The following is a 23,023-nucleotide window of genomic DNA, read 5'->3' as shown; positions in this document are numbered from 1 at the left end:
TGAACATGGCGTAAGAGGCGAGTCCTCAGCATCTCGGTGGCGACCGGGGATGAGGGAGGGACCGAAAGTGTGGTGTTCCGGCAGACAGCAGCACTCAGCAGGCGCGCGCCTGTACCGCACGCCCGCATCGCGCACTTCCCGCACACTTACCGCGCCGCCGCGCGCCGCCACGGAAGCGGCGGGCGCCTCGGCCGGTCACCGGATCCCGTGCCGTACCTGTTGCCGTCGATGACCGCCCTGACAGTCGATGACCGCCCTGGCAATTGATCATCCGGCAGGCGGAGAGGTTATCGGTCCTGTGAGAGTGCCAGGAGTTCGGCGAATGTGCCGCCCGCGTGTACGAGGTCGTCGTACCGGCCCTGTTCGGTGATACGGCCCTGCTCCATGACCACGATGTGGTCGGCGACCCGTGTGTTCTCCAGCCGGTGTGTCACGACGATGGTGATGCGGTCTCCGGCGATGGCCTTGATCTCCTCGAAGATCTGGTGCTCGCCCCGTGGGTCCATCTGCGAGGTGGGCTCGTCCAGGATCAGCAGTGGCGGGCGCCGGTACAGGGCCCTGGAGCAGGCCAGGCGCTGCCACTGTCCTCCGGACAGCTCCGCTCCGCCGAACACCTCCCTCGCGAGGAGGGTGTCGAGGCCGCTCGACAGGTCCTCCACGGCTTCCCGCATGCCGACCGCGTCGACGGCTTCCCACACCGGCCCGTCGTCGGAGGTTCTGGGCTGGCCCAGCGTCACGTTCTCGCGTACCCGCAGCGGCCATTGCGCGAAGATCTGCGGCACCAGACCGGTGCAGGCCCATACGGTGGCGGGCTCGACGGTGGCGAGATCCGCGCCGTTCCATGTCACGCGGCCCTTGTCGGCCAGATAGATGCCGGTGATCAGCCGGGTGAGCGTCGATTTGCCTGAGCCGTTGACTCCGACGATCGCGAGGATCTGCCCACGCCGCAGTGTCAGGGAGACGCCATCGACGGCCGGTTTGTCCTTCCCCGGGTACCGGTAGGTGGCTTCCTCCAGCCGGATCTCCTCCACCGGCGCGCTCACGGTCAGCTTCCCGCGCTTGGGCGCCCGCTTGCCGGCGTCATCGAGGAACGCCTGCATATCGCTCAGATAGAGACTCGTGTGGAACACCGCGGCGCCGTTCATGATGACCTGCGACAGTGCGGCCAGCGTGGTCTGGACGGCGACGACCGCCGTGGCCGCGATGGCGAGCGCGACCCGGCCCGTCACGGTCAGCCAGGCGAGTGCCACCCATGTGGCGACGAGAAAAGCCCCGCCGACGAGCGACGACACCAGGGCGATACGCAGTGTCCGAGGCGCGGCGGCGAGCGTGCGCCGGTCGACCCGCTCCGACAGGGACCGGTACCAGTACAGCAGGTAGTCCGTCATTCCGTTGGCGCGGACCTCGTCGCCGTACTTGGGAGTGGTCGACCACCACCGCATCATGCCCCGCACATTGCGGTCGGCGATGTTCGCGTAGTGGATCTCGTAGTCGACCCGGGCGGTGAGCACCGCTCCGACGCCGGCCGGGAGTACGGCGAGGAGCAGGAGCGGCAGCATCAGCACGTTCAGGACGGACAGGACGCCGCCGGCCGTGACCATCTTGACCAGGGCCGACATAAAGCGCTGGGCGTCGGTGACCATCACATGCGTACGGATCACCCCCATCTCCGCGGCCTCCTGCCGGTCGGCGAACCCGTCCACCGCATAGGCCGCCGCCTCGACGCGGCAGACCGCCTCGACCAGGGCGGTGTCCGTCACGGTCGTGAGCCTGGGCGTGATCCGCCGCTCGGCATACACGGCCACTGCGCCCGCACCACGGCTGAGAGCGGAGGCCCCGGCCACGACCAGCAGCGCGGGCAGTGCCTCGTGCAACCGGTCGGCGACGGCACCGCCTCCGAGGACCGGACGCATGGCCCTGGCCGTGGCGGTCAGCAGCACCGCGGCGGCCACACCGGTGACCAACTGACAGACCAGGAGCAGCAGAACGGCCCGGCGGTCGATGTCCCAGGACATCCTGGCGATACGGCGCAGCACCGAGGGAAGCTGCGTACAGAGCCTACGGAAGGAGACCTCGCCGAGCGGGTTCACGGAGTACTCGCCCGTGTAGGTGATCTCGGCGGGCGGCGGTGGCGGCGGTAGCGGTGACGACGGCGGTGGTGCGGCTTGCGTGTCCTGGGTATCGGCTGAGGTCAACTGCGTCTCTCCTGCACGGTTGTTGTCATCTGTTCGGTGTCACCGGGATCAACGACGCGAGCGGCGATATCGAACACACGTATTTGAGACGGAGCGGATCCCGCATGGGAGCGCGAGGCACGCAAGGTGTGGAGTGCATCCACCCTTGGGACATGCGGGAAGGCCCCGGACACGGCGATGGCCGAAACGCCGAGGCCGATAAGCGTGTGACAGATGGGATTCGCGGCCCTCCGTACAACTGGACCCGACCACCGCCGACGCGCGGCGGGAACAGTTCGTCCGCCATCGGTTTTTATGGAACGGTCACTACCTGTCACAGCGCCCTACCTGCCAGAGACGAAGTGCCCCGCAAGCCATGCTCCGCACGCCATAAGTAGAGGCCGCGCTTCCGTACAACGGTGTCCGTGATCCACGGGTCGTACCGGGTGAGATGCAGAAGCATCCACGAAGTCACAGGGGGAAAGACATGCGGAAATCACGTCGTGCGGCAGTGGTGGTGGCCTTGGCCGCGCTCGCCGCGGGAAGCACCGCCACCGCCATGGCCCAGCCGGCCGCCGCCGCGCCGGCCGCCGCGTCGGCCCAGGTCGCCTACAACGGCGTCTGTGGAAGCGGCTACTCGGTGGTGAACTGGGCGGACATCGGCAAGCAGGGCACGGTGTACCTCACGTACAACTCCGGCAGCGGCAAGAACTGTGTGGTGACCATCCGCAAGACCAGCGGATCACCGGTGTACATGTTCTCCTACGTCGGGGTACCCGCGACCGGTGAGGCACACGTCGACGGGGACTACTACTACTCGTACGCGGGACCGGTGTACGCCTACGGGCGTGGACTGTGCGTGGACTGGGCCGGTGGTATCTCCAACCAGGAGACATGGACGTACGGTTCGAACTGCGGGGCGCTCGTGGCGACCCGTGTGACGAAGAACGGCGAGACGACCGCCCGCTCGAACGTCGACGAGCCTTCCGCGTCGCGCGCGGGTGTCACGGCCGGACGCTGACACACCGAACTGGGCGCGCGGCTCTTCGCGCGGTTTCTCGTGAGGTACGACGACGTCCCTTCCCCGGCATCGGGATCGCCGGAGAGGGGACGCTTCACGCGGCGGCCGGTGGCGCTCGTCCGACTGCATAGAAGTACGATGTCCGGCATGAATATCCGTACCGCCTCCTTCGGTCACCCCGACGCCGTCAAGCTCAACGATCGCGTGCAGCTCGAGTACGCCGAGCGATACGGCGACGAGGGCGACATCACGCCTCTCGATCCCGCCATGTTCGAGCCGCCACGGGGCCTCTATCTGATCGTCTACGACGACCAGGGCACTCCGGTCGCCACCGGCGGCTGGCGCAGCCAGGACAAGAACGACAACGGGTACGCCGACGGCGACGCGGAGATCAAGCGCATGTATGTGATTCCCGAGGCGCGCGGACGCGGCCTGTCCCGGCGGGTGCTGGCCGCCCTGGAGGACGACGCCCGCGCCGCGGGCCGCACCCGGATGGTCCTGGAGACCGGCACCAAGCAGCCGGAGGCCATCTCCCTCTACACATCGAGCGGCTACGAGCTCTGCGCCAAGTTCGGCCACTACCGCTTCGACGAGCTCAGCCGCTGCTACGCGAAGCCGCTTGCGACCACCGGGCCCGGGTCCGTCCCTCACGACCGCCGGCCGCCCGCGGAATGCGAAGCCGGCTGATGGCGTTGCGACTGCGATGGGCGATTTCTTCGGTGATGCCGCTTTCCCTCCGGTCGAGCGCAAGGCCGCCTACGGGCGGCTGGCGGCCGAACGCGTCGGCACGATCGCGCAGATCGCGTTTCTGAGCCGCGATTTCACCGAGATTGTCGAGGCGAACGCGCTCGTCGCGGTCGACGACGAGCACGATCCGGAGGGATCGAGCACCGCCTTCGAACGGGCCCATGTCGCCGCCCTGCTGGCGCAGGCAAAGGACCGTCTGACCGATCTGGACCGGGCGCTGGAGCGGCTGGAACGAGGCGACTACGGGCGGTGCGAGGTGTGCGGCGAGCCGATCCCGGCGGAACGCCTGGAGGTGCGCCCGGCGGCGACCACCTGCGTACCCTGCGCCGCGACCCACTGACTTGCCAGCACGTCGGCTACGGCGGGACGACATGGGCCCACAGCACCGGGTGTGTGAACGGGCGGGGCTGCCGACCGGGTCGGACGGTGATGATGTCCGTGTCCGGTAATGGCCGGGCGACGAGCCGTCGGCGGTCGCGGGGAAACTCTCGTCGGGATGCGAAAGCCGGTGCACCGTAGTCACGACGCCACCGTCACCCGCCGGGGGGAAATTCGGCGGGATCGCTCTTGATGTGGGGGTAATCATGCGCATGCGTATCCGCTCTGCCGCGGCCGTCGTTGTCGGCGCCTCGGCCCTGTCCGCTCTCGCGCTGCCGGCCGTTCAGGCCGCTCCGGCCGCTCCGGCCGACGATGTACAAGGCGACACCCAGATATCCAACGTGATCGTCAACGACGGCAAGTCCATCGTGGTCGGCTCTTCGGGCAAGGCGTCCGTGACCGTCAAGCTGACGGCCTCCGACCCGAACGGCATCAGCGACGCCGGCGGGATCCTCTACCACGGCACGGACGTCAACCACAACGACTGGGGTGTGACGCTCCCCAGTTGCGGCGAGCACCTCGTCACCACCTACACCTGCTCCTTCGCCCTCAAGAGCACCTCGAACCGGCACTTCGGCGTGTCCAAGAACTCGCAGGCGGGCACCTGGAAGATGTGGGCCTACGCCATCGGCGCCGACGGCGATTACAGGTTCAGGGACCCCGCGAAGACCTTCAAGGTGCTGCGCGCCACCAAGTTGACCGCCAACGCGAGCCCGGAGCCGGTGAAGAAGGGCAAGACCATCACGGTCACCGGCACCCTGACCCGGGCGAACTGGGAGAGCCACAAGGACATCGGCTACGGCAGCCAGTCCGTCGCCCTGCAGTTCCGCAAGGCCGGGACCACCAACTACGTGAACGTCAAGGGCATCAAGTCCAGCAGCACGGGCTCCCTGAAGACCACCGTCACCGCCTCTGCCGACGGCTACTACCGCTTCACCTACGCGGGCTCGGCGACCGCCGGCGCGGTCAGCGCGACCGGCGACTACATCGACGTCCGGTAGGCACCGCACTCGCGGACACACGCGGCGCCGGGCCGTCCCCAGGGGCGGTCCGGCGCCGCTTGGCGGAGTGGACCGAGGCCGGCGTCCGGTCCCGACTGCACGAAATCCCGCTGGCCAAGCTGGGCGGCGCGAATTCCCTGGACTTCTCCCGGGAAGCGGTCGACGGCTCCCACGTCCGGGCCTTGAAAGGGGACCCACGGTTGCCCGTCTGTACTGGTTCGCCGCCTGTCAGCAGATGAGTGCGCATCCAAGCGTGAGGAAGGCTCCGTGGATGTCGTCGCGGACCTCCCAGCGGATCCGAGACGTTTCATCGCGCCGTGACAGCAGCCGGTCCCTGCGCCGGATTGCCCTGGCAGGGGCGAAGCCCGTCAGTGCACGCGTTCCCCGCACTCCGCCGGGAACAGGGCGGCGCCGACCGGCAGGTCGCCCGGATGCCGTCCGATCACCTGTAGGCATGCCTCAGGGGAGCCGCCCACAGGAGGGTATTGGAGGGCAACCTCGTCCAGCACGGTCAACCTACCGGCGAGGTGGAGTTCCGCCGCGTGCACGCCGTCTGGGAAATGGCCTGCCAAGGCGCCGAAGGCGGCCGTGTCGTTGCCGTCGGCGACGCACTCCCGGATCTCGAAATGCCAGTGCTCGGCCGCATCGGCGAGCAGCGCCCTGCCCCTCTTGCCCAATCCGGCCAGGAAATCGTTGCGGGATCGCAGGTGATGGGCGATGGCGCAGCAAATCGGGACCGCCATGCCGTAGGGCGTCGTCACCCGTGTGTACCCGGCGTGAGGATAAGCGGACAGGGCCTCATCGACCAGCCCCAACGCGGTGTCCCTCGCCGCCGGGTGACCCTGCTGGGCGATGTCCAGCAGCAGAGGCGCCGCGACCGCAGCCGCTGGGAACACAGCGGCACTGTGGCCGTGGACGATCCCGCCGCCGTCGAGCAGCGAGCCGGCCTCGGCCGCCTGTATCCGGTTCGCCGCATCTGCCAGGGCGCGCAGGCCGCAGGCGGCACGAGCCGGTTCGTACCAGCCGGGACGGCCCGGTATGGCTTCCCAGTCCACCCCGTCGATCGCATCCAACATGACAGCATCCTCGCACCTGGCCGCAACCTGCCTCCCCAATGCCCAGCGAGTGACACGAAGGGCGCCTGACGGGCCGAAGCCCAGGTCAGGCGCCCTTCGTGAGTGCCTAAGTGGCTAGAAGAAGCCGAGCTTCTTCGGGGAGTACGACACCAGAAGGTTCTTGGTCCGCTGGTGGTACAGCGGTAACACGGCGCTGACCTGCGCAAACGGCGCCGCTCTCGGCTTTGGTGGGATCGCTGGTATGGTCCGGATCTTGGAGAATGCGGTCCTCGAACTGGGGGCCGCCTGCGGCACGCAGCGATCGGATGCAGGATGCGAGTTGGCCTGCTGTATCCGCCCGCGCTCTGATGCGCTGTGGCCATCGGCCAATGTGGTCAGGAATCGGCGGAAACCGAGTCGTACGGCGACAGTCAGCGCGTTATGGCCGCACGGCGGCGTACGTTCGTGACACATCCGCCTCGGACAGTCATGGTCCTACCCGGCACATGTCGTAGAAGCCGTCCAGGGCCGTCCATCCAGTCCTATGCGGACACGTATGTCCCCGTTTCGGGATCCTGTGCCAGGCGGGTGTCCACGGGGTCTGTGATTCGCGCGTGAGAGCTGACAGCGCGACGAAGCCCCGTCGGCCTGATCCGGCGGGGCTTCGTCGCGCTGCTGGTGAGGATGGGTTGGAACCTGTGTGAGGGCTCTGTTGTGCCCCGGCTCCCCGCCCTCGGGGATGCGGAGGGGTGAGGCGGTGACGACACGGGCTGTGCGGCTGATCGGCAGCACGCTGCAGGGGAATTCCCTGCGACGCACAAGGTCGTGGCCCTTTGATCTCGACACGCCAAACGCCTGGGCGGCGTCCTGGACGCTCGCGGTACCGCTCCAGGTGGTACGGATGCATTCGGGAATGAACGGTTCGTGTTGCAATTTGCTGTTTTGGCTTGGAATTCCTGTTGATGGTGCCTTTCGGGTTTGGCCGTTTCTGGGGCGGAGAGGAGCGGGGAGACGTGGTGAACTGACATTGATTCGAGGGATCGAGGTTAGGGCCGTGGATGGGTGAACAAGCCCTGTCCGCACCCGAAAAACATCCCGGAACCGCCCGACACCCATGATCACAATTCACACGGTGGATCCAGGGTCAGATCTCACGGCTACAGCTCAAAGTCCGTGACCACCCAGGTGGAAAACTGCCGCCACTGGTCCACGCCGTGCATATGAACCGGGTGGTACAGATACGTTTCCACGGCGCTCCTGTCCTTGAAGCTGCCGATGACGGCGTAGTCATACGCTATGTCTCGGTTGGTGACGTTCCGGCCGCATTTCCACTCAAGGATCTCAGGGATTGCTTTCGGGAGAACACGAACATCCCTCTCCGCTTCGAGGAAACGTGGGTCATCCCAGCCCACGCCGTCATGGAACTTGAACAGGACGACATGACAGATCATTGATCCTCCATCTGAGGTTCGTGTCACTCGGGTAGAATCCAGGGTTGACGTCAGAAGCTGCGCAGACCGCCCCCGTCCACCGGGACCATGACGCCCGTGAGGTAGGACGCGGCAGGAGACAACAGGAAGGCCGCGACCTTTCCGAATTCCTCCGGAGTGCCATACCGGCGCAAGGGGATATCCGCAGAGTTGCGCGCGCGGGCTGCCTCAGCGTCACCGCTGCGGGCATCGATCTCGCGAGCCCTGTCGGTGTAGATGCGGTACGGAAGGAGGCCCACGACCCTGATGCCGCGTGGACCGACTTCATCCGCCAAAGACTTAGCGAACCCGGCCAGGCCAGGGCGAAGGCCGTTGGAGATGGTGAGGCCGGGAATCGGCTCGTACACGGAACTGGAGAGAACGAGGGCGACCACCCCTCCCTCGGGGAGCTGTTCGGCCGCCTTTTGGGCCAGCCGTACCGTACCGAGGAAGACCGAGTCGAGCGCCGCCCGCCATTGGGCTTCCGTGCTGGAGGCCGCGGTTCCTGGTGCGGGCCCTCCGGTGCTGATCAAGATGCCGTCAAAACTACCGAACGTGTCGCGTGCCGCGGCGATGAGCCGGTCGGGAGTGGCGGGGTCGGCGGTGTCCGCGGCCATTCCTGCCGCGCTGCCGCCGAGGGACGCAGCCGCCTCCGCCGCGTAGCTCCCGTCGCGCCCCGCGATGACGACCTGTGCGCCTTCGGCCACTAATTCCCTGGCCGCGGCCAGCCCCAGTCCGCGCGATCCCCCGGTGACGACGATTGTTCTGGCCTTCAATTCAAGATCCATGACCGCACTCCATGAGTCTCCTGTCCTGCTCTGCCGATGTGCACTGCTAGGGCTGCCGGCCGACCACCGTGTGGCGGTCCGACCAGGCTCGCCAGAGTTCGGCGTAACGGCCGTTGACTGCGAGCAGTTCGTCGTGGGTTCCCTGTTCGGTGATGGCTCCGTCGTGCATCACAAGGATGCGGTCGGCCGACCGGGCCTGGGCCAGCCGGTGTGCCACCACAAGAGCGGTACGGCCGCGCATCGCCGCTTCGGCGGCCTTCTCCAGCAGGAGGGCGCCCGTCGAACCGGCCTCCGCGGTGGCCTCGTCCAGCACGACGAACCATGGGTCACTCAACACGATGCGGGCCACGGCGAGTTGCTGTATCTGGTCTGGTGTCAGGTGATGCCCCTGATCGCCGATGACGGTGTCCAGGCCCTCGGGGAGCGCCGTGACCCACTGGTCAGCCAGCGTCACGACCAGGGCATGCCGGACTTCCTCATCCGAAGCCTCGGGCCTCACCAGTGTGAGCGATTCCCTTACGGTCCCGGCGAAGACATGAACGTCCTGGGTGACCAGGAAGACGCCTGAGCCCGCCCTGGTCCGCTCGGGATCGTAGGGAACACCGGCAGCCGTCACCGTTCCCTGCGTCGGCCGGAGTACCCCGGCGGCGATCGCGCCCAGCGTCGTCTTGCCGGCTCCGGTGACACCGACGAGAGCGACCCGCTCACCAGCGGCGATCCGCAGGTCGACATCGCGTAGGACCGGTTTGCCCGGCACATACTGATGGCCGATCCCCGAGAGTACGACGTCCCCGGGCCCGGTGGCCGGACGGGCATCTGGGGCGGTCGGCATCGTCGCGATGCCGACGAGCCGTGCCAGCGCGGAGCCGATCGCCTGGAACTGGTCGAAGGTGAAGAGCAGTCCTCCGATGGGAGTGAAGAGGCGGAGGAAGTACAGCGCCGCCGCGGTGACGACGCCGACGGTGGTGAGGTCGTTGCGCACGAGGAGGAACCCGAGACCGAGGACCATAGCCAGTCCGAAGAGTTCCGCCAGGTTGTTCCGGTTCAGGAAGCGGAGCGTGAGCCGGTACACGGAGACGGAGACACCGACGGCCCCGTCGGAGGTGTCCTCGATCCGCCGGAGCAGTCCGCTCCCGATCCCGAAGGCTCGGGCCGTCGGAGCGGCGTTGAGGCCCGTGAGGAGCGCCTCGGCGCGCTCTCCCTGCGCGACCTTCTGCTCGCGGTACAACCGCTCGGAGCGCGGCAGGAACCACCTCAGCCCGAACACATACAGCGGCACCGCCATGAGCATGGCCAGCCCCAGACGCCAGTCCAGGGCCAGCACACCCACGGAGGTGAACGCAACGGTGACGGCCGAGTTCAGGACGATCGGTACGACGTTGTTCAGCCCTTCCGACACGGTCCGCACGTCGTCGGAGAGCCGGGAGAGCAGGTCCCCTGTGCTGGCCCGCTCTATCCGGTCTGCGGGCAGGTGCAGCGCCCGGACGAGCACACGCTCCCGCAACTCGGCCAGAGTCGGCTCGCCCGCCCGCGCCAGCGCGGCCACCGCCATGCCTCCGAGCAGCGCGGACACCACCGTCGCGGCGGCGATGATCAGTGCTGAGGAAAGGATGGTGTCCCGCCCGGCGCGGATGTCATCGACGATCGTTCCGAGAACCCAGGGCGCCACAAGGCCGGAGGCGCTCCCCAGCACAATCGCGAGGGCCGTGGTCACGGTCGCCCGCCGGTTGCCGTTGCCCCACACCATACGGCCGAGAAAGGCAAAGGTCTCCCGGTAGGTTCCGATCGGCAGCAGGTCCCGGCTCACCGCAGCACCAGCTCCTGGTAGGCGGGTCGGCCGAGCAGCTCCTGGTGGGTGCCCTCCTCGACGACGCGGCCGCCGGCCACGAACACCACACGCTCCGCCTGGGTGAGCAGCGCGGGGCTCGTGGTGATGATCCACGTGATGCGCGTGCTCACCGGGTCATGGCGCAGGGCGCTGATTCCGCGGGCGATGTGCTGTTCGGTGACCGCGTCCACCGCGGTGGTCGGGTTGTCGAGCAGCAAGACCGGAGGATCGGCCGCCAGCGCTCTGGCCAGCGTGATCCTCTGTCGTTGGCCGCCGGAGTAGGTTGTCCCCGAGGGCGTAACCCGCTGATCCAGGCCCTTTTCGTCGAGGTTGATGATGTCCTGCGCCGATGTCGCGCCGAGGATGTCCACGAGATCGGTGTGGCTGTGTCGGCTGTCCGGATCGAGGTTGCTGCGCAACGTGCCTTCCAGAAGTTCGGTGTGATGGGGGTTCACCAGACGGCGTTGGGCGCGTGCTCGCAGGCTCAGATTGCTGATCGCGACGCCGTCGAGCAGGACCTCGCCGGTGATGTCCGCGCCCTGTATCTCACCGGTGAGCAGGCCCACGAGGGTCCGGGTGACGGCCGGGTCGTCCACGACGAGGCAGAGCAGTTCACCCGGCCGGGAGGCAAGGGTGAACCCGTTCAGGGCGCCGGTGGTCACGTCGTTGAGGGAGACTGCCGGGGCCGGGCCGAGCGGTGGCTCCGCGAAACCGTCGGCCAGCAGTGGCGGCGTGTGCAGGAAGTCGACGATCCGGGACGCTGAGGCGTATGCGGCCGCAATCTTCGCGCCGATCCGGCCGAGGGCCTGGACGGGCACCGCGAGGAACTGAGTGAGGCCGACGATGGCGACCAGCTGTCCGACGGTGATGGTGCCTTCCAGCGCCCGCTTGCCCGCGAGCAGGGTGACACCGGCCAGGAAGAGTCCGCTGAGCCCGGTGGTGACGCTCTCCATCACGCCGTGGGAGCCGGCGAGCCGGACGCTGGCCGCTCTGGCGACCTGGCTCTGTGCCCGGTAGCGTGCGGCGGCTTCGTCCTCCGCGCCGATGCCCTTGAGGACGCGCAGGCCGCGCACCAGGTCCGCCGCGGTGCCACTGCTTCTGGCGATCTCGGTCCGCTGGTCGCGGTCGCGGCGGGACAGCACGGGCGTGACGAACTGGATGATCCCCAGCACGAGCGGTACGCCGAGCAGCACGGCGAGCCCGATCGCGATGTCGATGCGCAACAGGACGGCGGCGCTCACCAGCACCGCGACCGCCGAGGCGAACGTATTGCCCATGGACCGGGCCAGGCCGCCCACACTCGCCGTGTCGACGGTGGCCAGGGAGAGGGTGCCGCCGGAGAGGGTGCCGGTGCGCGCACCGAGCGGCCGCAGTACGTGGTGGGCGATCTCGCCCCGGAGCCGGTGGTTCTCCCGCTGATCGATCCGGTACGCCTCGGCGGCACCCCAGCGGTAGGTGAACATCAGCGAGGCGAACACCCCGACCAGCGCGATGCCCCACAGGGCGAGGGTGGTGGCGCTTCCCCCCGCCACCGCATGGTCGATGACCAGACCGACCACCACGGGCACCATCGCCTCGGACAGCTGCCACGCCGCCAGCAGGCCGAAGGAGCGCGTCACACCGGCTCTGTTGCGACGGATTCCCCGGAACAACAACTTCAGTGCGGAGCCGGGGATCGCGGCAGCCCCGCTCCGGGCCGGTGCGTCAGTGATCGACGCCGTCGTTATGGTCCTGCTCACGCTGCTCCCGTCGGTTGATGCGCCGGTCAGTCGAGTTTTCAGATCACTCGCCGCATCCAGCCATGTGTGTCCTGCGCCCGGCCGTGCTGGATGTCCAGCACATGCTCCCGCAGCGCCATCGTCTGCTTTCCGGGCGTGCCGTTGCCGATGACGAACTCGTAGCCATCTCCCTTGAACGCCACGACCGGGGTGACCACTACGGCCGTGCCGACGGCGAACACCTCGGTGACGGTGCCCTCCTCGGCCCTGGAACGCAGTTCGTCCAGCGTGACCGCCCGCTCCTCCGGAACCAGGCCGAAGTCGGTGGCCAGCGTGAGAACGCTGTCGCGGGTCACCCCTTCGAGGATCGTGCCCAGGGCGGGCGTGACCAGCCGGCCGTCAGAGGTGACCAGGCACAGGTTCATCGTGCCGGACTCCTCCAGCTTTCCCTCCCCCGCGCTGTCCAGGTACAGGACCTGGTCGCAGCCGCGCTCTTGGGCTTCGGCCTGCGCGGCCAGGCCCGCGGCGTAGTTGGCGCCGCACTTGGCCGCACCGGTGCCACCCCTGGCCGCGCGGGTGTACTGGTCGCTCACCCATAGCGTGATGCCGGAGGAGTAGTAGGAGCCGGTCGGGGTTGCGATCACCGAGTATTCGACCTGTCTGGCGGGCCGCAGGCCGAGGAACGGGTCGGAGGCGAACATAAAGGGCCGCAGGTACAGGCTCTGCTCACCGTGAGGCCCAGGGACCCAGGGCTCATCCGCGCGGATCAGCCCTTCCACACTGGCCAGGAAGTCCTCGGCCGGCAGCTCCGGCAGCGCCAGGCGCCGTGCGGAACGGGCGAAGCGGCGGGCGTTGGCCTCCGGACGGAACAGCCAGACGCTGTCGTCGGCGTGCCGGTATGCCTTGAGTCCTTCGAAGATTTCCTGCGCGTAGTGCAGGACGGCGGTGCCCGGGTGAAACGTGAAGGGTTTGAGCGGGCCGATTCCCCGGTCGTGCCATCCGCTCTCCGGTGTCCATGAGGCGAAGGCCATGTGATCGGTGAAGTACCGGCCGAACACGGGCGCGCTGAGTATCTGGGTGCGTTCGGCCTCCGGTGCGGGATGTGCCGTCCGGGACAGGGGGAAGTCGGCGCTCACCGGTTCCCTCCCGCGAACAGCTCGAGGATCGACCGATAGGTGGCCGCGAACCTGTCCACGGTGCTCTCCTCAAAAAGGCTCGTGGCGTAGCTGAAGGTACAGATGAGAGCCTCGCCACCGTCGTTGACCACCAGCCCGAGGTCGAACTTGGCGACCGTGAGCGACTGCCCGTCGGCTGCGCAGCCGCTGAGATCGTGTGTGCGCAGCAGCCCCTGTTCGGGCCGTCCGGCATCGTGGGCCCGGTTCGCATCCGCCTCCGCGAAGGAGTTCACGTCGAACCAGACCTGGAACAGCGGGTGGCGGCTGGGGTCGGCCGGCAGATTCAGATGACCCACCAGCCGCTCGAACGGCAGCTCCTGGTGTTCCTGGGCCTCGATCACACGCGCGGCGACCTTGTTGATCAGCGCCTGGACGTCGTCCTCGCCGTCGATGTCGAAGTCGAGGGCGAGCGAGTTGACGAAGTAGCCGATCAGGTCGTGGGTATGCCGGTGCGTCCGGTTGAACGCCGGAATGCCGACGACCAGGTCGCTGCGGTTCGTATACGTCTGGAGCAGCAGGTAGTAGGCGGCGAGCAGCACGCTGAAGAGACTGGTATCCGTCTCCTGTGCCAGCCGCCGCAGCGCCGTCGTGGTCTCCTCCTCCAGTTCGACAGCGAGCTGCCCGCCCCGGTAGTCCACCTTCCTCGGCCGCGGCCGGTCGGTCGGCAGCTCCAACGGCTGCCGGCCTTCCAGCCGGTTCCGCCAGTACGCCTGCAGTTTGCCGAGTCGGTCGCCGCTCAGCCTGCTGCGCTCCCAGGCCGCGAAGTCACGGTATTGAACGGTGAGCGCGGGCAGGCCGAGGCTCGCTCGCCCATCGGCCGCAGACTGCGTGAAGTACTGGTGGAATGCCGTCAGTTCGTGCAGCAGGAGATCGGCTGACCAGCCGTCGAAGGCTATGTGGTGCACCAGGATGCCCACGAACGCACGCCGTTTACTGCCTTCGCCCTGCTGGTAGAAGGTGATTCGGACGGGCGCCTCCCGGCCCAGGTCGAAGCGGTGGGTGGCTTCCGCCCTGGCCTCGGCGGCCAGCTCCTCTTCGTTGGCGCTGCTGATGTGCCGGACGACGAGGGGCACTTGGCGGTGGTCCAGCACCACCTGGTGGGGATCCCCGCCGGCGGAGCGCCGGATCACTGTCCTGAGTACCTCATGGCGCTCGTGGACGGCGCGGAAGCAGCGCTCCAGCACTGGCACTTCGACACCCGGCAGAATCTCGTAGCAGAGGTGGATGTTGTACACATCGGTGCCCTGCTCGTACTGGTCGATGAACCACAGCCGTTCCTGCGCGAACGACAGAGGCTGCTCCGACGTGTCCGACGTCCGGGCCGACTCGATCGGCACGGGCTTAGCGGCCACGGTCTTGAGGCTCTCCACCAGGCCGGCCACCGTCCGGTACCGGAAGATCGCGGCGATGCTGATATCGATGTCCAACTCGAAGGTCAGCCGGCTGACCAGCTTGATCGACAGGAGGCTGTTGCCGCCCAGCTTGAAGAAGTCGTCATGGACGCTGATCCTCTCGGGATCGATTGCCAGGACATCGGCCATGATGTCCCGTGCCTTCTCTTCCATGCCGTTCCGGGGAGCGGTGAACTCGCCGTCTCCGGTGAGCTGGGGGCCCGCCGTCGGGGCGGGCGGCGCCTCGGCCCGGGCGTCGCTCCGGCCGGCGGGCCGGAGACTGCCGTCCGGGGCCCAACGCACCAGGTCACCGCTCTTGTAGAGACGCTCGTTCCCTGAACCGTCCGCGTGCGCCGGTCCCGCGCCACCGATGTACAGCTCCCCCACGGCGCCGACGGGCAGCGGCCGGAGTTGACTGTCCAGCACATAGACGGGCCGCATCCGGCCATCGCTGGGGCGGGCGGTGTCGTCGTACCGCTGGTACGTCAGGTCCGGGATCGACAGCTGTCGCCGCGCCCGCTCGTTCCCGGCGAGGTCTGCGATCTGCCGGAGGAGATGGACATAGGTTTCCCCGAAGCTCTCGATGGTCGCGTGGTCGAACAGACCGGTGGCGTAGTTGACATTGACCTCAAGCTCGTCACGCGAGTCGTCGACGGATGTGCTGAGGTCAAACCTCGCGACCTTGTACAGCTCACGGGTCAAAGACGTCGTCCGCACGGTCTCGCGTGGCTGGTCACCCTGGCTGGGCGGCGGAGAGCCGAAGCTCTGCACGCTGAAGGCGACTTGGAAGACCGGGTGTCGGCTCATGTCACGGGGAACGTCCAGTGCCGTCAGCAGCTGCTCGAAAGGCAGTTCCTGGTGCAGGAGCAGATCCATGACCTCGCGAGAAGTCGCCTCGACATGGTCGACGACGGTCCCGGCGGGGTCGATACGCACCCGCAGCGGCAAGGTGTTGATGAAGAATCCGACGAGGCGTTCCAGCCCGGGATGGTCCCGGTTCGCGACCGGCACGCCGACGACGATGTCGTCCTGGTGGCTGAAACAGCGCAGGGCGAGGTGGTGGACGCTCAGCAGCAGGCTGAAGAGGCTGACCCGCACCTCCTGCGCCAGCTGCCGGAGCCCGCGCGACACCTCTGCGTCGACGGTGAGGAAGAGGTCCGAGCCCCGGTAGTCGATGCTGTCCGGCCGTGGCCGGTCCGGAACGAGGTCCAGGCTGGCACACCCCTGGAGCTTCTCCTCCCAGAACCGTACGAGCGCGGCGGCTCGTTCACCGGTGAGATACCGCCGCTGCCAGGCGGCGAAGTCCTTGTAATGCAGCTCCGGGGCGGGCAGGCGCCGCGCGAGGCCGGTCCCCGGCGATGCCTGCTCCAGCAGGGCGTACGCGGCCGTCAGGTCTTCCAGCAGCACATCGGTCGACCAGCCGTCGAAGGCGATGTGGTGGACCACGAACGCCAGGTATCGGGCCGGGGGCTGTGCCACCTCGTAGAGCCGCATATGCAGCGGGCCCTCGTTCGCGAGGTCGAAGACCCGCTCCACATCTCCCCGCAGGTTCTCGTGCAGGGCTTCGGTGCCGGACACCCGGATGACGGGAGGCTGCGGCACCTCGTCAATGTCCCGCACGACCTGGTACCCGACGCCGTCCCGGGTCTCCTTGATGAGAGTCCGCAGGATCTCGTGGCGCTCGACCACCGCGCGCACGCCGGCCAGCAGGATGTCGGTGTCGACGTGTTCGGCGACCTTGAGGACGAGTGGCACGTTGTAAGCATGGGTTCCGCGTTCGAACTTCTCAATGAACCAGAGGCGCTCCTGGGCGAAGGACAGCAGTTGGTCCTCCGGCCGGTCGAAGTCCGTGGAGGTGACGTCGGCGAGGTGGGAGCGCCGGATTTCGAGACCTTCGACGAACGCCCTGACCGTCCTGCTCTCCAGGAGGTGTGCGACGGTCACCTCCAGGCCGAGTTCGCGCCGGAGCACCGAGACGAGCTTGATGGAGAGGATGCTGTTGCCGCCGAGCTGGAAGAAGTCGTCGTCGATGCCGACCTCCTCCGTCCGCAGCCCGAGCAGGCCGGCGATGGCCGTGCACAGGTCGGCTTCCAGGCGCGAGCGGGGCGGTGTGACCCTCGGCGTACTGGCGAACTCCGGCTCGGGCAGTGCCGCGCGGTCCACCTTGCCGCTGATGGTGCGCGGCAGGGCGGTGAGCCGGACGCAGGCGGCCGGCACCATGTGCGCCGCCAGGTTCCGCCGGAGAAAGTCGGTCAGTTCGTCGGCGTCCGGGGCGCTCTCGGAGACGTAGTAGCCCATGAGTACTGGACGGCCGATGTCCTTGACCACAACAACGGCCTGCCGGACTGCGGGATGGCGCAGAAGAGCCGCCTCGATCTCCCCGAGTTCGATCCGATGCCCGTGGATCTTGACCTGGGCGTCATTGCGCCCGACGAACTCCAGCACCCCGCCGGGAAGGAGCCGTACGAAGTCTCCGGTGCGGTAGAGCCGGCCCGGAGCGGCGCCGCCCGTGGTGGTCGGCGAGGGGGTGACGAACCGCTTGGCGGTGAGGTCGTCCCTGTTGAGATAGCCGCGGGCCAGTCCCCCGCCGCCGATGTGGAGTTCACCGACCGCGCCCACGGGAAGCGTCCGGTGGAATGCGTCCAGAACGTGGACGGTCTCATTGCCGAACGGCCTTCCCAGATTGACCGGCAGCCCGTCGCGCGGCTCGGTGTACCGGTAGAGCCAGGAGGTGGACCAAATCGTCGTCTCGGTCGGCCCGTAGACATGGACGAGGTCCAACGAGGCTGCCATCACCCGGTCGAGAAGTTCCTGATCCAGCTTCTCTCCGCCGACGAACAGCAGTGTGCCGTCGGTATTTGTCAGCCGGTCCAGCAGAACATCGCACACGGTGGGCGTCGCCTGTACGAAGTCGTACGGCCCGCAGTCCAGGGTTTCCGGGATCCCGACGGCGAGGTCGACCGTGCCGCCGGTGCTCAGCGGCAGGCCGTATTCCAGGCCGAAGATGTCAAATACGTGATTGGTGAGGCTGCATGTGCTGACAGTCTCCCGGTCCGCGAAGTACTGCTCGCGTGCTTGGGAGACGAGCAGGTTGAACGACCCGTGCTCGACCATGACCCCCTTGGGAATGCCCGTGGTGCCAGAGGTGTAGAGGACGTACATCAGGTCGTCGGCGGCGGGCCGCGAAGCGGGGTTGGCGGGCGACGCCGCGGCGAGCATGGCGTCCGTCTCCTGGGTGTCCAGGGCAAGGACCGCCGGGGTCTGGCCCGGATCGCCGAGGCCGGCCAGACGCGCCGCGTCGCGGCGGGTGGTGAGGACCGTCTTGGCCCTCGTATCGGTCAGGATGTAGGTGATCCGCTCGTCCAGGTAGCTCGGGTCCAGCAGTACGTACGCGCCACGGGCCTTGGCCACGGCCAGGAGCGACACCATGAGGCCGATGCCCTTGTCCATGCAGACAATGACCGGTTCCTCGGGGTCGAGGCCGTCCGGCCCGGACAGCAAATACGCGAGCCGATTGGCGCGCTCGTTCAGGGAGCGGTAGGTGAGGCTCGCGCCCTCGCAGCTCACGGCGGTGCGATCCGGCCACCGTTCCGCCTGGGCCTCGAAGCGGTCGAGGAAGGTCCCGGCTGTGGCAGATTCCGCCGCCGGCGGATTGAGGATGCCGGTGACCTCCGTGCGTGCTTCCTCGGTCAGCAGCTGGATCTCGCTCCAGGGACGTCGGGCGCCCGCGAGTAGTTCGTCCAGCAGATGACGCTGTATCCGCAGCATCTCTTCGGCCAGGTCTGCGTCGAAGAGTTCGGCGGCGTACGCCAGACGGAGCCTGATGTTATCGGGCGTCTCGGAGACGATCATGGACAGCGGGTAGTCGAGTTTCTCGAACTCCTGCGCATTCCGTACCGAGAGCGCCTTCTGCCAGCCGTCGGGGCTGATCTTGGGCCAGTTCTCGTAGATGAAGAGCGAGTCGAACAGCCGGTTCGATCCCTCGTGCAGCGTGGCCAGGTTGACGGTGCTCCGAGCGTTCAGCTCATTGATCTGGCGCTGTACATCGCGGAGGGTGTCCACGACCGGCTCATCCGGAGCGCCGCTCGTCAGCACCAGCGGCAGGGTGTTGATCAGCAGGCCGACGGTGCGGTCGACGTCGTTCGTCGGAATATTGCGGCCGGAGACGACGACACCGGTGATGGTCTGCCGCGATCCGCTGTAGCAGGCCAGTGCCTTGTGCCAGAGGCTGAGGAAGAGCGCGTTCGCGGTGACACCCGACTCTTGTGCCAGCCGCCGCACCTCTTCGAGCTGGTCCCCGGACACGGTGACGGCGATTTCCCGCATGTCCTCGACCCGCCGGACCTCGTCGATCCGTACTCCGCCTGCCCGCGCTGCGGGGCTCAACAGCCCCCGCAGGTCCAACCGGTCCTCGTAGCCGGCGAGGTATTCACGCCAGAACGCGGCCTCGTCCAGATGGTGCTCTTGCAGGTATCGCTGTGCTGCCCCATAGCTGCGGTCCGGGGTGCTGTGCACGGGCAGGCCGGAGAGCAGGGCCTGATAGGTGTCATGCACAAAACCCAGCAGGACGGTGATGCTCCAGCCGTCTAGTATCGAGTGATGGTGGCTGAACAGACAGGTATAGTGGCCGTCCCCCAGCCGCACCAGATGGATACGGAACAGCGAGCCGTCGCCGAGGTCGTAGGGCTCTGCCCGGTCCCCTTCCCGTATCCCATTCAGTGATTCGGCCCGGCGGTCGGCGGATTCGTGGCTCAGGTCGTGGTAGCGCCAGTCCACCGTGCCTTTCGCGTCGATGACCTGCACCAGATCGTCCTGCCATCCGAAGCGCAGCCGCAGGCTCGGGTACGTGCGCTGTGCGGCGGACCACGCCTCGTGCAGAAGCCGCGAATCGATCTCGGTGGCATAGCTCCACATCATCTGGACGATGTAGGCGTCATCGGTCCTGTTCTGCGTCAGGGCGTGGTAAATGAAGCCCTGCTGCAGGCTGTTGGCCAGGTAGACGCCATCGATTTCACGGTCGGACTGCAGCTCGTCGAGAGAGTCCGGACGGACCACGTGATCCACGTCCGATGGCGTGAGGTACGTCCGCTCCACACCCGACAGCTCTTCGACGAAACCGGCCAGCCACTGCTCGAATCGGCGGGCCAAACGGTCGCCCGTCTCCTGCCCGAGCTTGTTCGCGATGGTGAAGGTGAGCCGGCCGTCGACGACCCAGCCGTTGATCGTCATGATGTTGCCGTCTCGGTTGGCCGAGTGGACGGCGACGCCCACGTCCTCCCGGGTGATCCGCCAGCGGGCCTCCAGGCCCGTCACCTTGTCGTTGTCGAGCCGACCGAGATAATTGAAGTTGATACGCGGCAGCTGGTCGGTGTCATACCCGTAGAGGGCGCCGTATCCGATGCCCTTCTCCGGGATCGCGCGCAGCGCCTCCTTAGTGTCCCGCAGAGTGGTGAGGCAGTCCGGCCCCGCGCTCAGTCGCACGGGGAACATCGTGGTGAACCAGCCGAGGGTACGGGACACATCCAGCCGCGGGCCGATCTCCTCGCGGCCGTGCCCCTCCAGAAGGATGTATTGGTCCGTCTCGCCGGTGATGTCGCGGAGGGCGTGCGCAAACGCGGCGAGGAGAAGGTCATTGATCTGCGTGCGGTACGTGTGGTGGCTCTCCCGCAGGAGACGGCGGCTGGTGTCCCGGTCCAGGGTCAGCTCGGACACCGTTCGTGTGTCTTCGCTGAGTACAAGCCCGCGCAGCGCCTCGTCGCCGGTCTGCGCGAAGCCGTCGACGGTCCGCAGCCAGTACTCCCGCTCGTCCGGATGTCCGTCCGCATACTGCTGGACGGCCGTGCACCACTGCCCGTAGCTGCTGCCGGGTGGAAGCAGGGCGCGCCCGTGGTACAGCGCCTCCAGCTCTTCGGTGAGGATCCGCCAGCCCACGGCGTCGACGATCAGATGGTGGCAGGCGATGAACACGCGTGCGTCGCCGTCGGGAAGCCCGTCGATATAACCCACGCGGTAGACGGGACCGCTGCGCAGATCGAAGTCGCTCTGCCAGGCGGTGAGGAGTCCCTGAAGGTCCCCGGTCTCGTCGGCCGAGGCCACTGCCAGGTCGGTGGGGCAGAAGTCGTCGGTGTAGTACTGGTTGAGTTCGCCGTCGGCACCATAGCGGTACCTGAGCCGGAACTCGCTGTGCCGGTTCCCGAGTTCACGCACGGCCTGTCGCAGCCGTTCCGGATCCAGCTGCGGGGTCGCAACAAGGAACGCCTGGTTCCAGTGGTCCGGCCGGGCGAACTCCTGGTCGAAGAACCACTTCTGGATGGGCAGGAGCGGTGCCTCGCCCACCGGTGCCGCCGGCCCGCTCACCGCGCCGCCGTCCTCCGCCCCGGCACCTTCGCTCAGCCTGATTTTCAGCAGCACGCAAAGGGCTTCCACGTTGGCCTGGTCGAGTACCTCGTTGACCAGGAGGTGGACGCCGAACTGCTGGCGCAGCCTGCTGAGCATCTGGATGGCGATGATGCTGTCACCGCCCAGCTTGAAGAAGTCGTCGGTGATCCCGAGCGGCTCCCCGCCGCGGCCGAGTACCTCGGACCAGATCTCGCACACCGCACGTTCGAGGTCGGTACGCGGGGCCACCCGCTTCTCCTGCCGGAACTGCTCGGGTTCCGGCAGGGCGCTGCGATCCACTTTGCCGTGCGGAGTCAGCGGGAGGCCGTCGAGGAAGACGTATGCGGCGGGCAGCATATAGGGCGGCAGCGTTCCTCCGAGGTACTGCGCCAGTTCCTGCTCCGAGCAGCCGAACTCGCCCGCCACCACGTAGGCGACCAGCACGCGCGGCGTCTGCTCCTCGCCGACCACGCGGGCGACGACGACTGCCTGTGACACGTCCCCGTGCGTCTGTATCGCATGCTCGACCTCGCCCAGCTCGATGCGGTACCCACGGATCTTGACCTGGTCGTCGTTGCGGCCGATGTACTCGAAGTCCCCGCCGGGGAGTTGGCGCACCAGGTCGCCCGTCCGGTACAGCCGGACGTGGGCGGCGTCCGCGGCGGTGGGGCCGGGGGCATCGTGTTTCGCCGCTGCTCGGAGGAGGTGCCCCGGGAACTGTTCGGCGGTGAGTTCTGGCTGGTTGAGATAGCCCCGGGCCACACCGGTGCCTCCGATGAACAGCTCCCCGACCTCGCCGGCCGGGGCTGGCCGGCCCTCGGTGTCGAGCACATGGCCCTGGTAGTTGTCGTAGAGGCGGCCGATGTTCGGGGCCGCGTCGGCCGACAGGGGGTGGACCAGGCCGACGCATGTCCCCACCGTCGCCTCGGTGGGACCGTATTCGTCGTACACCCTTAGGTCCTGCCCCGGACGTGCGCGGATCCTCTCCAGCACCGACTGGTGGAGCTTCTCCCCGCCCAGGACGACAGTGCGGACGCCGGTCTCGTGCAGCCCGTTCGCGATCAGAGCGAAGTAGCCGGGCGTGAGCTTGATGAAAGTGACGTTGTGCCTGGCCAGGAACTCCTGGTAGACGTCAACGTCCTGGACCGAACCGTCGTAGACGGCGACCCGTCCGCCCAGTGCCAGTGGGGCCAGGGTCGTCGTCACCGTTAGGTCGAAGCTGACGGGCGTCGAGTAGCCGCATGTGTCGTCGGCAGACAGGCCCAGGTGAGCGCTGGCGTTGCGGAGGTAATTGACGACGGACCGGTGCTCGACCATCACCCCTTTGGGGCGGCCGCTCGTGCCCGAGGTGAAGATGACATACGCAAGGCGGTCCGGTGTGACGGGCTCGTCCTGGGCCGCCTCCTCCGTCGCCGGAGGCCTCTGGGCGAGGGTTTCCTCATCGACCGTGACGACGTCGACGGCGCCCGGACCGCCGACGATGTCCGCCAGGCGCGTGTGATGGACCTCGTCGGTCAGGATCACTCGGGAAGCCGTTTCTTCGAGAAGGAGCCTGATCCTGTCGTCCGGGCTGTCCGGGGAGACGGGCACATACGCTCCGCCGGCCTTCAGGACCGCGAGCATGCTGACAAGCACGTACGGGCTGCGTTCCAGGACCAGCACCACCAGGGACTCCGGTCCCACCGCGTGCGAGTGCCGGAGGATCTGGGCCAGGGCATTGGCCCGGTCGTCGAGTTCCCGGTACGTCAGGCTGGTGTCGCCACAGGCGACGGCGATGGCGTCGGGCTGTTCACGGACCTGCTCCTCGAACAGATGGTGCACCATGGTCTCTGCGGTCCAGGCGGAGTCATCGTACGAACGACGCATGTGCACATCTTCCTCAGAGATGGGGTGGACGGGT

12 protein-coding genes and 1 pseudogene are annotated in these 23,023 nt (G+C 67.6%); 5 read left to right on the top strand and 8 right to left on the bottom strand.

Annotation, left to right across the window (positions count from 1 at the left end; all coding sequences use genetic code 11):
• Positions 1 to 287 precede the first annotated feature (287 nt).
• Positions 288 to 2,195, bottom strand: coding sequence for an ATP-binding cassette domain-containing protein (locus tag ACFV6H_RS25390; RefSeq protein ID WP_385546096.1), 1,908 nt, complete (start codon positions 2,193 to 2,195; stop codon positions 288 to 290).
• A 466-nt stretch (positions 2,196 to 2,661) separates the two neighbouring features.
• Here ACFV6H_RS25390 and ACFV6H_RS25385 point away from each other — a divergent pair, with 466 nt between their 5' ends.
• From ACFV6H_RS25385 to ACFV6H_RS25365, 5 genes and pseudogenes are all read left to right on the top strand, one after another.
• Positions 2,662 to 3,195, top strand: coding sequence for a spore-associated protein A (locus ACFV6H_RS25385; RefSeq protein ID WP_385546093.1), 534 nt, complete (start codon positions 2,662 to 2,664; stop codon positions 3,193 to 3,195).
• A 138-nt stretch (positions 3,196 to 3,333) separates the two neighbouring features.
• The gene (locus ACFV6H_RS25380; protein WP_385546090.1) at positions 3,334 to 3,882 is read left to right on the top strand and encodes a GNAT family N-acetyltransferase; all 549 of its coding nucleotides are present in this window, start codon (positions 3,334 to 3,336) and stop codon (positions 3,880 to 3,882) included.
• 16 nt (positions 3,883 to 3,898) lie between these two features.
• A complete protein-coding gene (locus ACFV6H_RS25375) occupies positions 3,899 to 4,282 on the top strand; it encodes a TraR/DksA family transcriptional regulator (RefSeq protein WP_385546087.1) in 384 nt (127 codons plus the stop codon).
• Between the two features lie 250 nt (positions 4,283 to 4,532).
• On the top strand, positions 4,533 to 5,321 hold the full coding sequence (locus tag ACFV6H_RS25370) for a calcium-binding protein (RefSeq protein ID WP_384985923.1): 789 nt from the start codon (positions 4,533 to 4,535) through the stop codon (positions 5,319 to 5,321).
• A gap of 53 nt (positions 5,322 to 5,374) precedes the next feature.
• Positions 5,375 to 5,545 (top strand): annotated as a pseudogene (locus ACFV6H_RS25365) (IS5/IS1182 family transposase); the annotation flags it as partial.
• A gap of 144 nt (positions 5,546 to 5,689) precedes the next feature.
• On the opposite strand, the gene ACFV6H_RS25360 reads toward ACFV6H_RS25365, so the two are convergent.
• From ACFV6H_RS25360 to ACFV6H_RS25330, 7 genes are all read right to left on the bottom strand, one after another.
• Positions 5,690 to 6,397 (bottom strand): hypothetical protein, encoded by a 708-nt coding sequence (locus ACFV6H_RS25360; RefSeq protein ID WP_385546084.1) that lies wholly within the window; start codon positions 6,395 to 6,397, stop codon positions 5,690 to 5,692.
• 1,136 nt (positions 6,398 to 7,533) lie between these two features.
• Positions 7,534 to 7,827, bottom strand: coding sequence for a Dabb family protein (locus ACFV6H_RS25355; RefSeq protein ID WP_385546081.1), 294 nt, complete (start codon positions 7,825 to 7,827; stop codon positions 7,534 to 7,536).
• Positions 7,828 to 7,877: 50 nt separating this feature from the next.
• Positions 7,878 to 8,633 (bottom strand): SDR family oxidoreductase, encoded by a 756-nt coding sequence (locus ACFV6H_RS25350; protein WP_385546078.1) that lies wholly within the window; start codon positions 8,631 to 8,633, stop codon positions 7,878 to 7,880.
• Between the two features lie 46 nt (positions 8,634 to 8,679).
• Complete coding sequence (locus tag ACFV6H_RS25345; RefSeq protein ID WP_385546075.1) at positions 8,680 to 10,440, bottom strand: ABC transporter ATP-binding protein; 1,761 nt, start codon at positions 10,438 to 10,440, stop codon at positions 8,680 to 8,682.
• Complete coding sequence (locus ACFV6H_RS25340) at positions 10,437 to 12,080, bottom strand: ABC transporter ATP-binding protein (RefSeq protein ID WP_385546072.1); 1,644 nt, start codon at positions 12,078 to 12,080, stop codon at positions 10,437 to 10,439. Before ACFV6H_RS25340 ends, ACFV6H_RS25345 begins: the two co-directional genes overlap by 4 nt.
• 158 nt (positions 12,081 to 12,238) lie before the next feature.
• A complete protein-coding gene (locus ACFV6H_RS25335; RefSeq protein ID WP_385546069.1) occupies positions 12,239 to 13,315 on the bottom strand; it encodes a branched-chain amino acid aminotransferase in 1,077 nt (358 codons plus the stop codon).
• A complete protein-coding gene (locus tag ACFV6H_RS25330; protein WP_385546066.1) occupies positions 13,312 to 22,989 on the bottom strand; it encodes an amino acid adenylation domain-containing protein in 9,678 nt (3,225 codons plus the stop codon). Before ACFV6H_RS25330 ends, ACFV6H_RS25335 begins: the two co-directional genes overlap by 4 nt.
• Between the last annotated feature and the right edge of the window lie 34 nt (positions 22,990 to 23,023).

Origin of the sequence: Streptomyces sp. NPDC059743, from assembly GCF_042732975.1 — a bacterium.
Taxonomy (GTDB): Bacteria; Actinomycetota; Actinomycetes; order Streptomycetales; family Streptomycetaceae; genus Streptomyces.
Note: the sequence above shows the minus strand (reverse complement) of the source record. Positions and strands in the feature narration are given on the sequence as shown.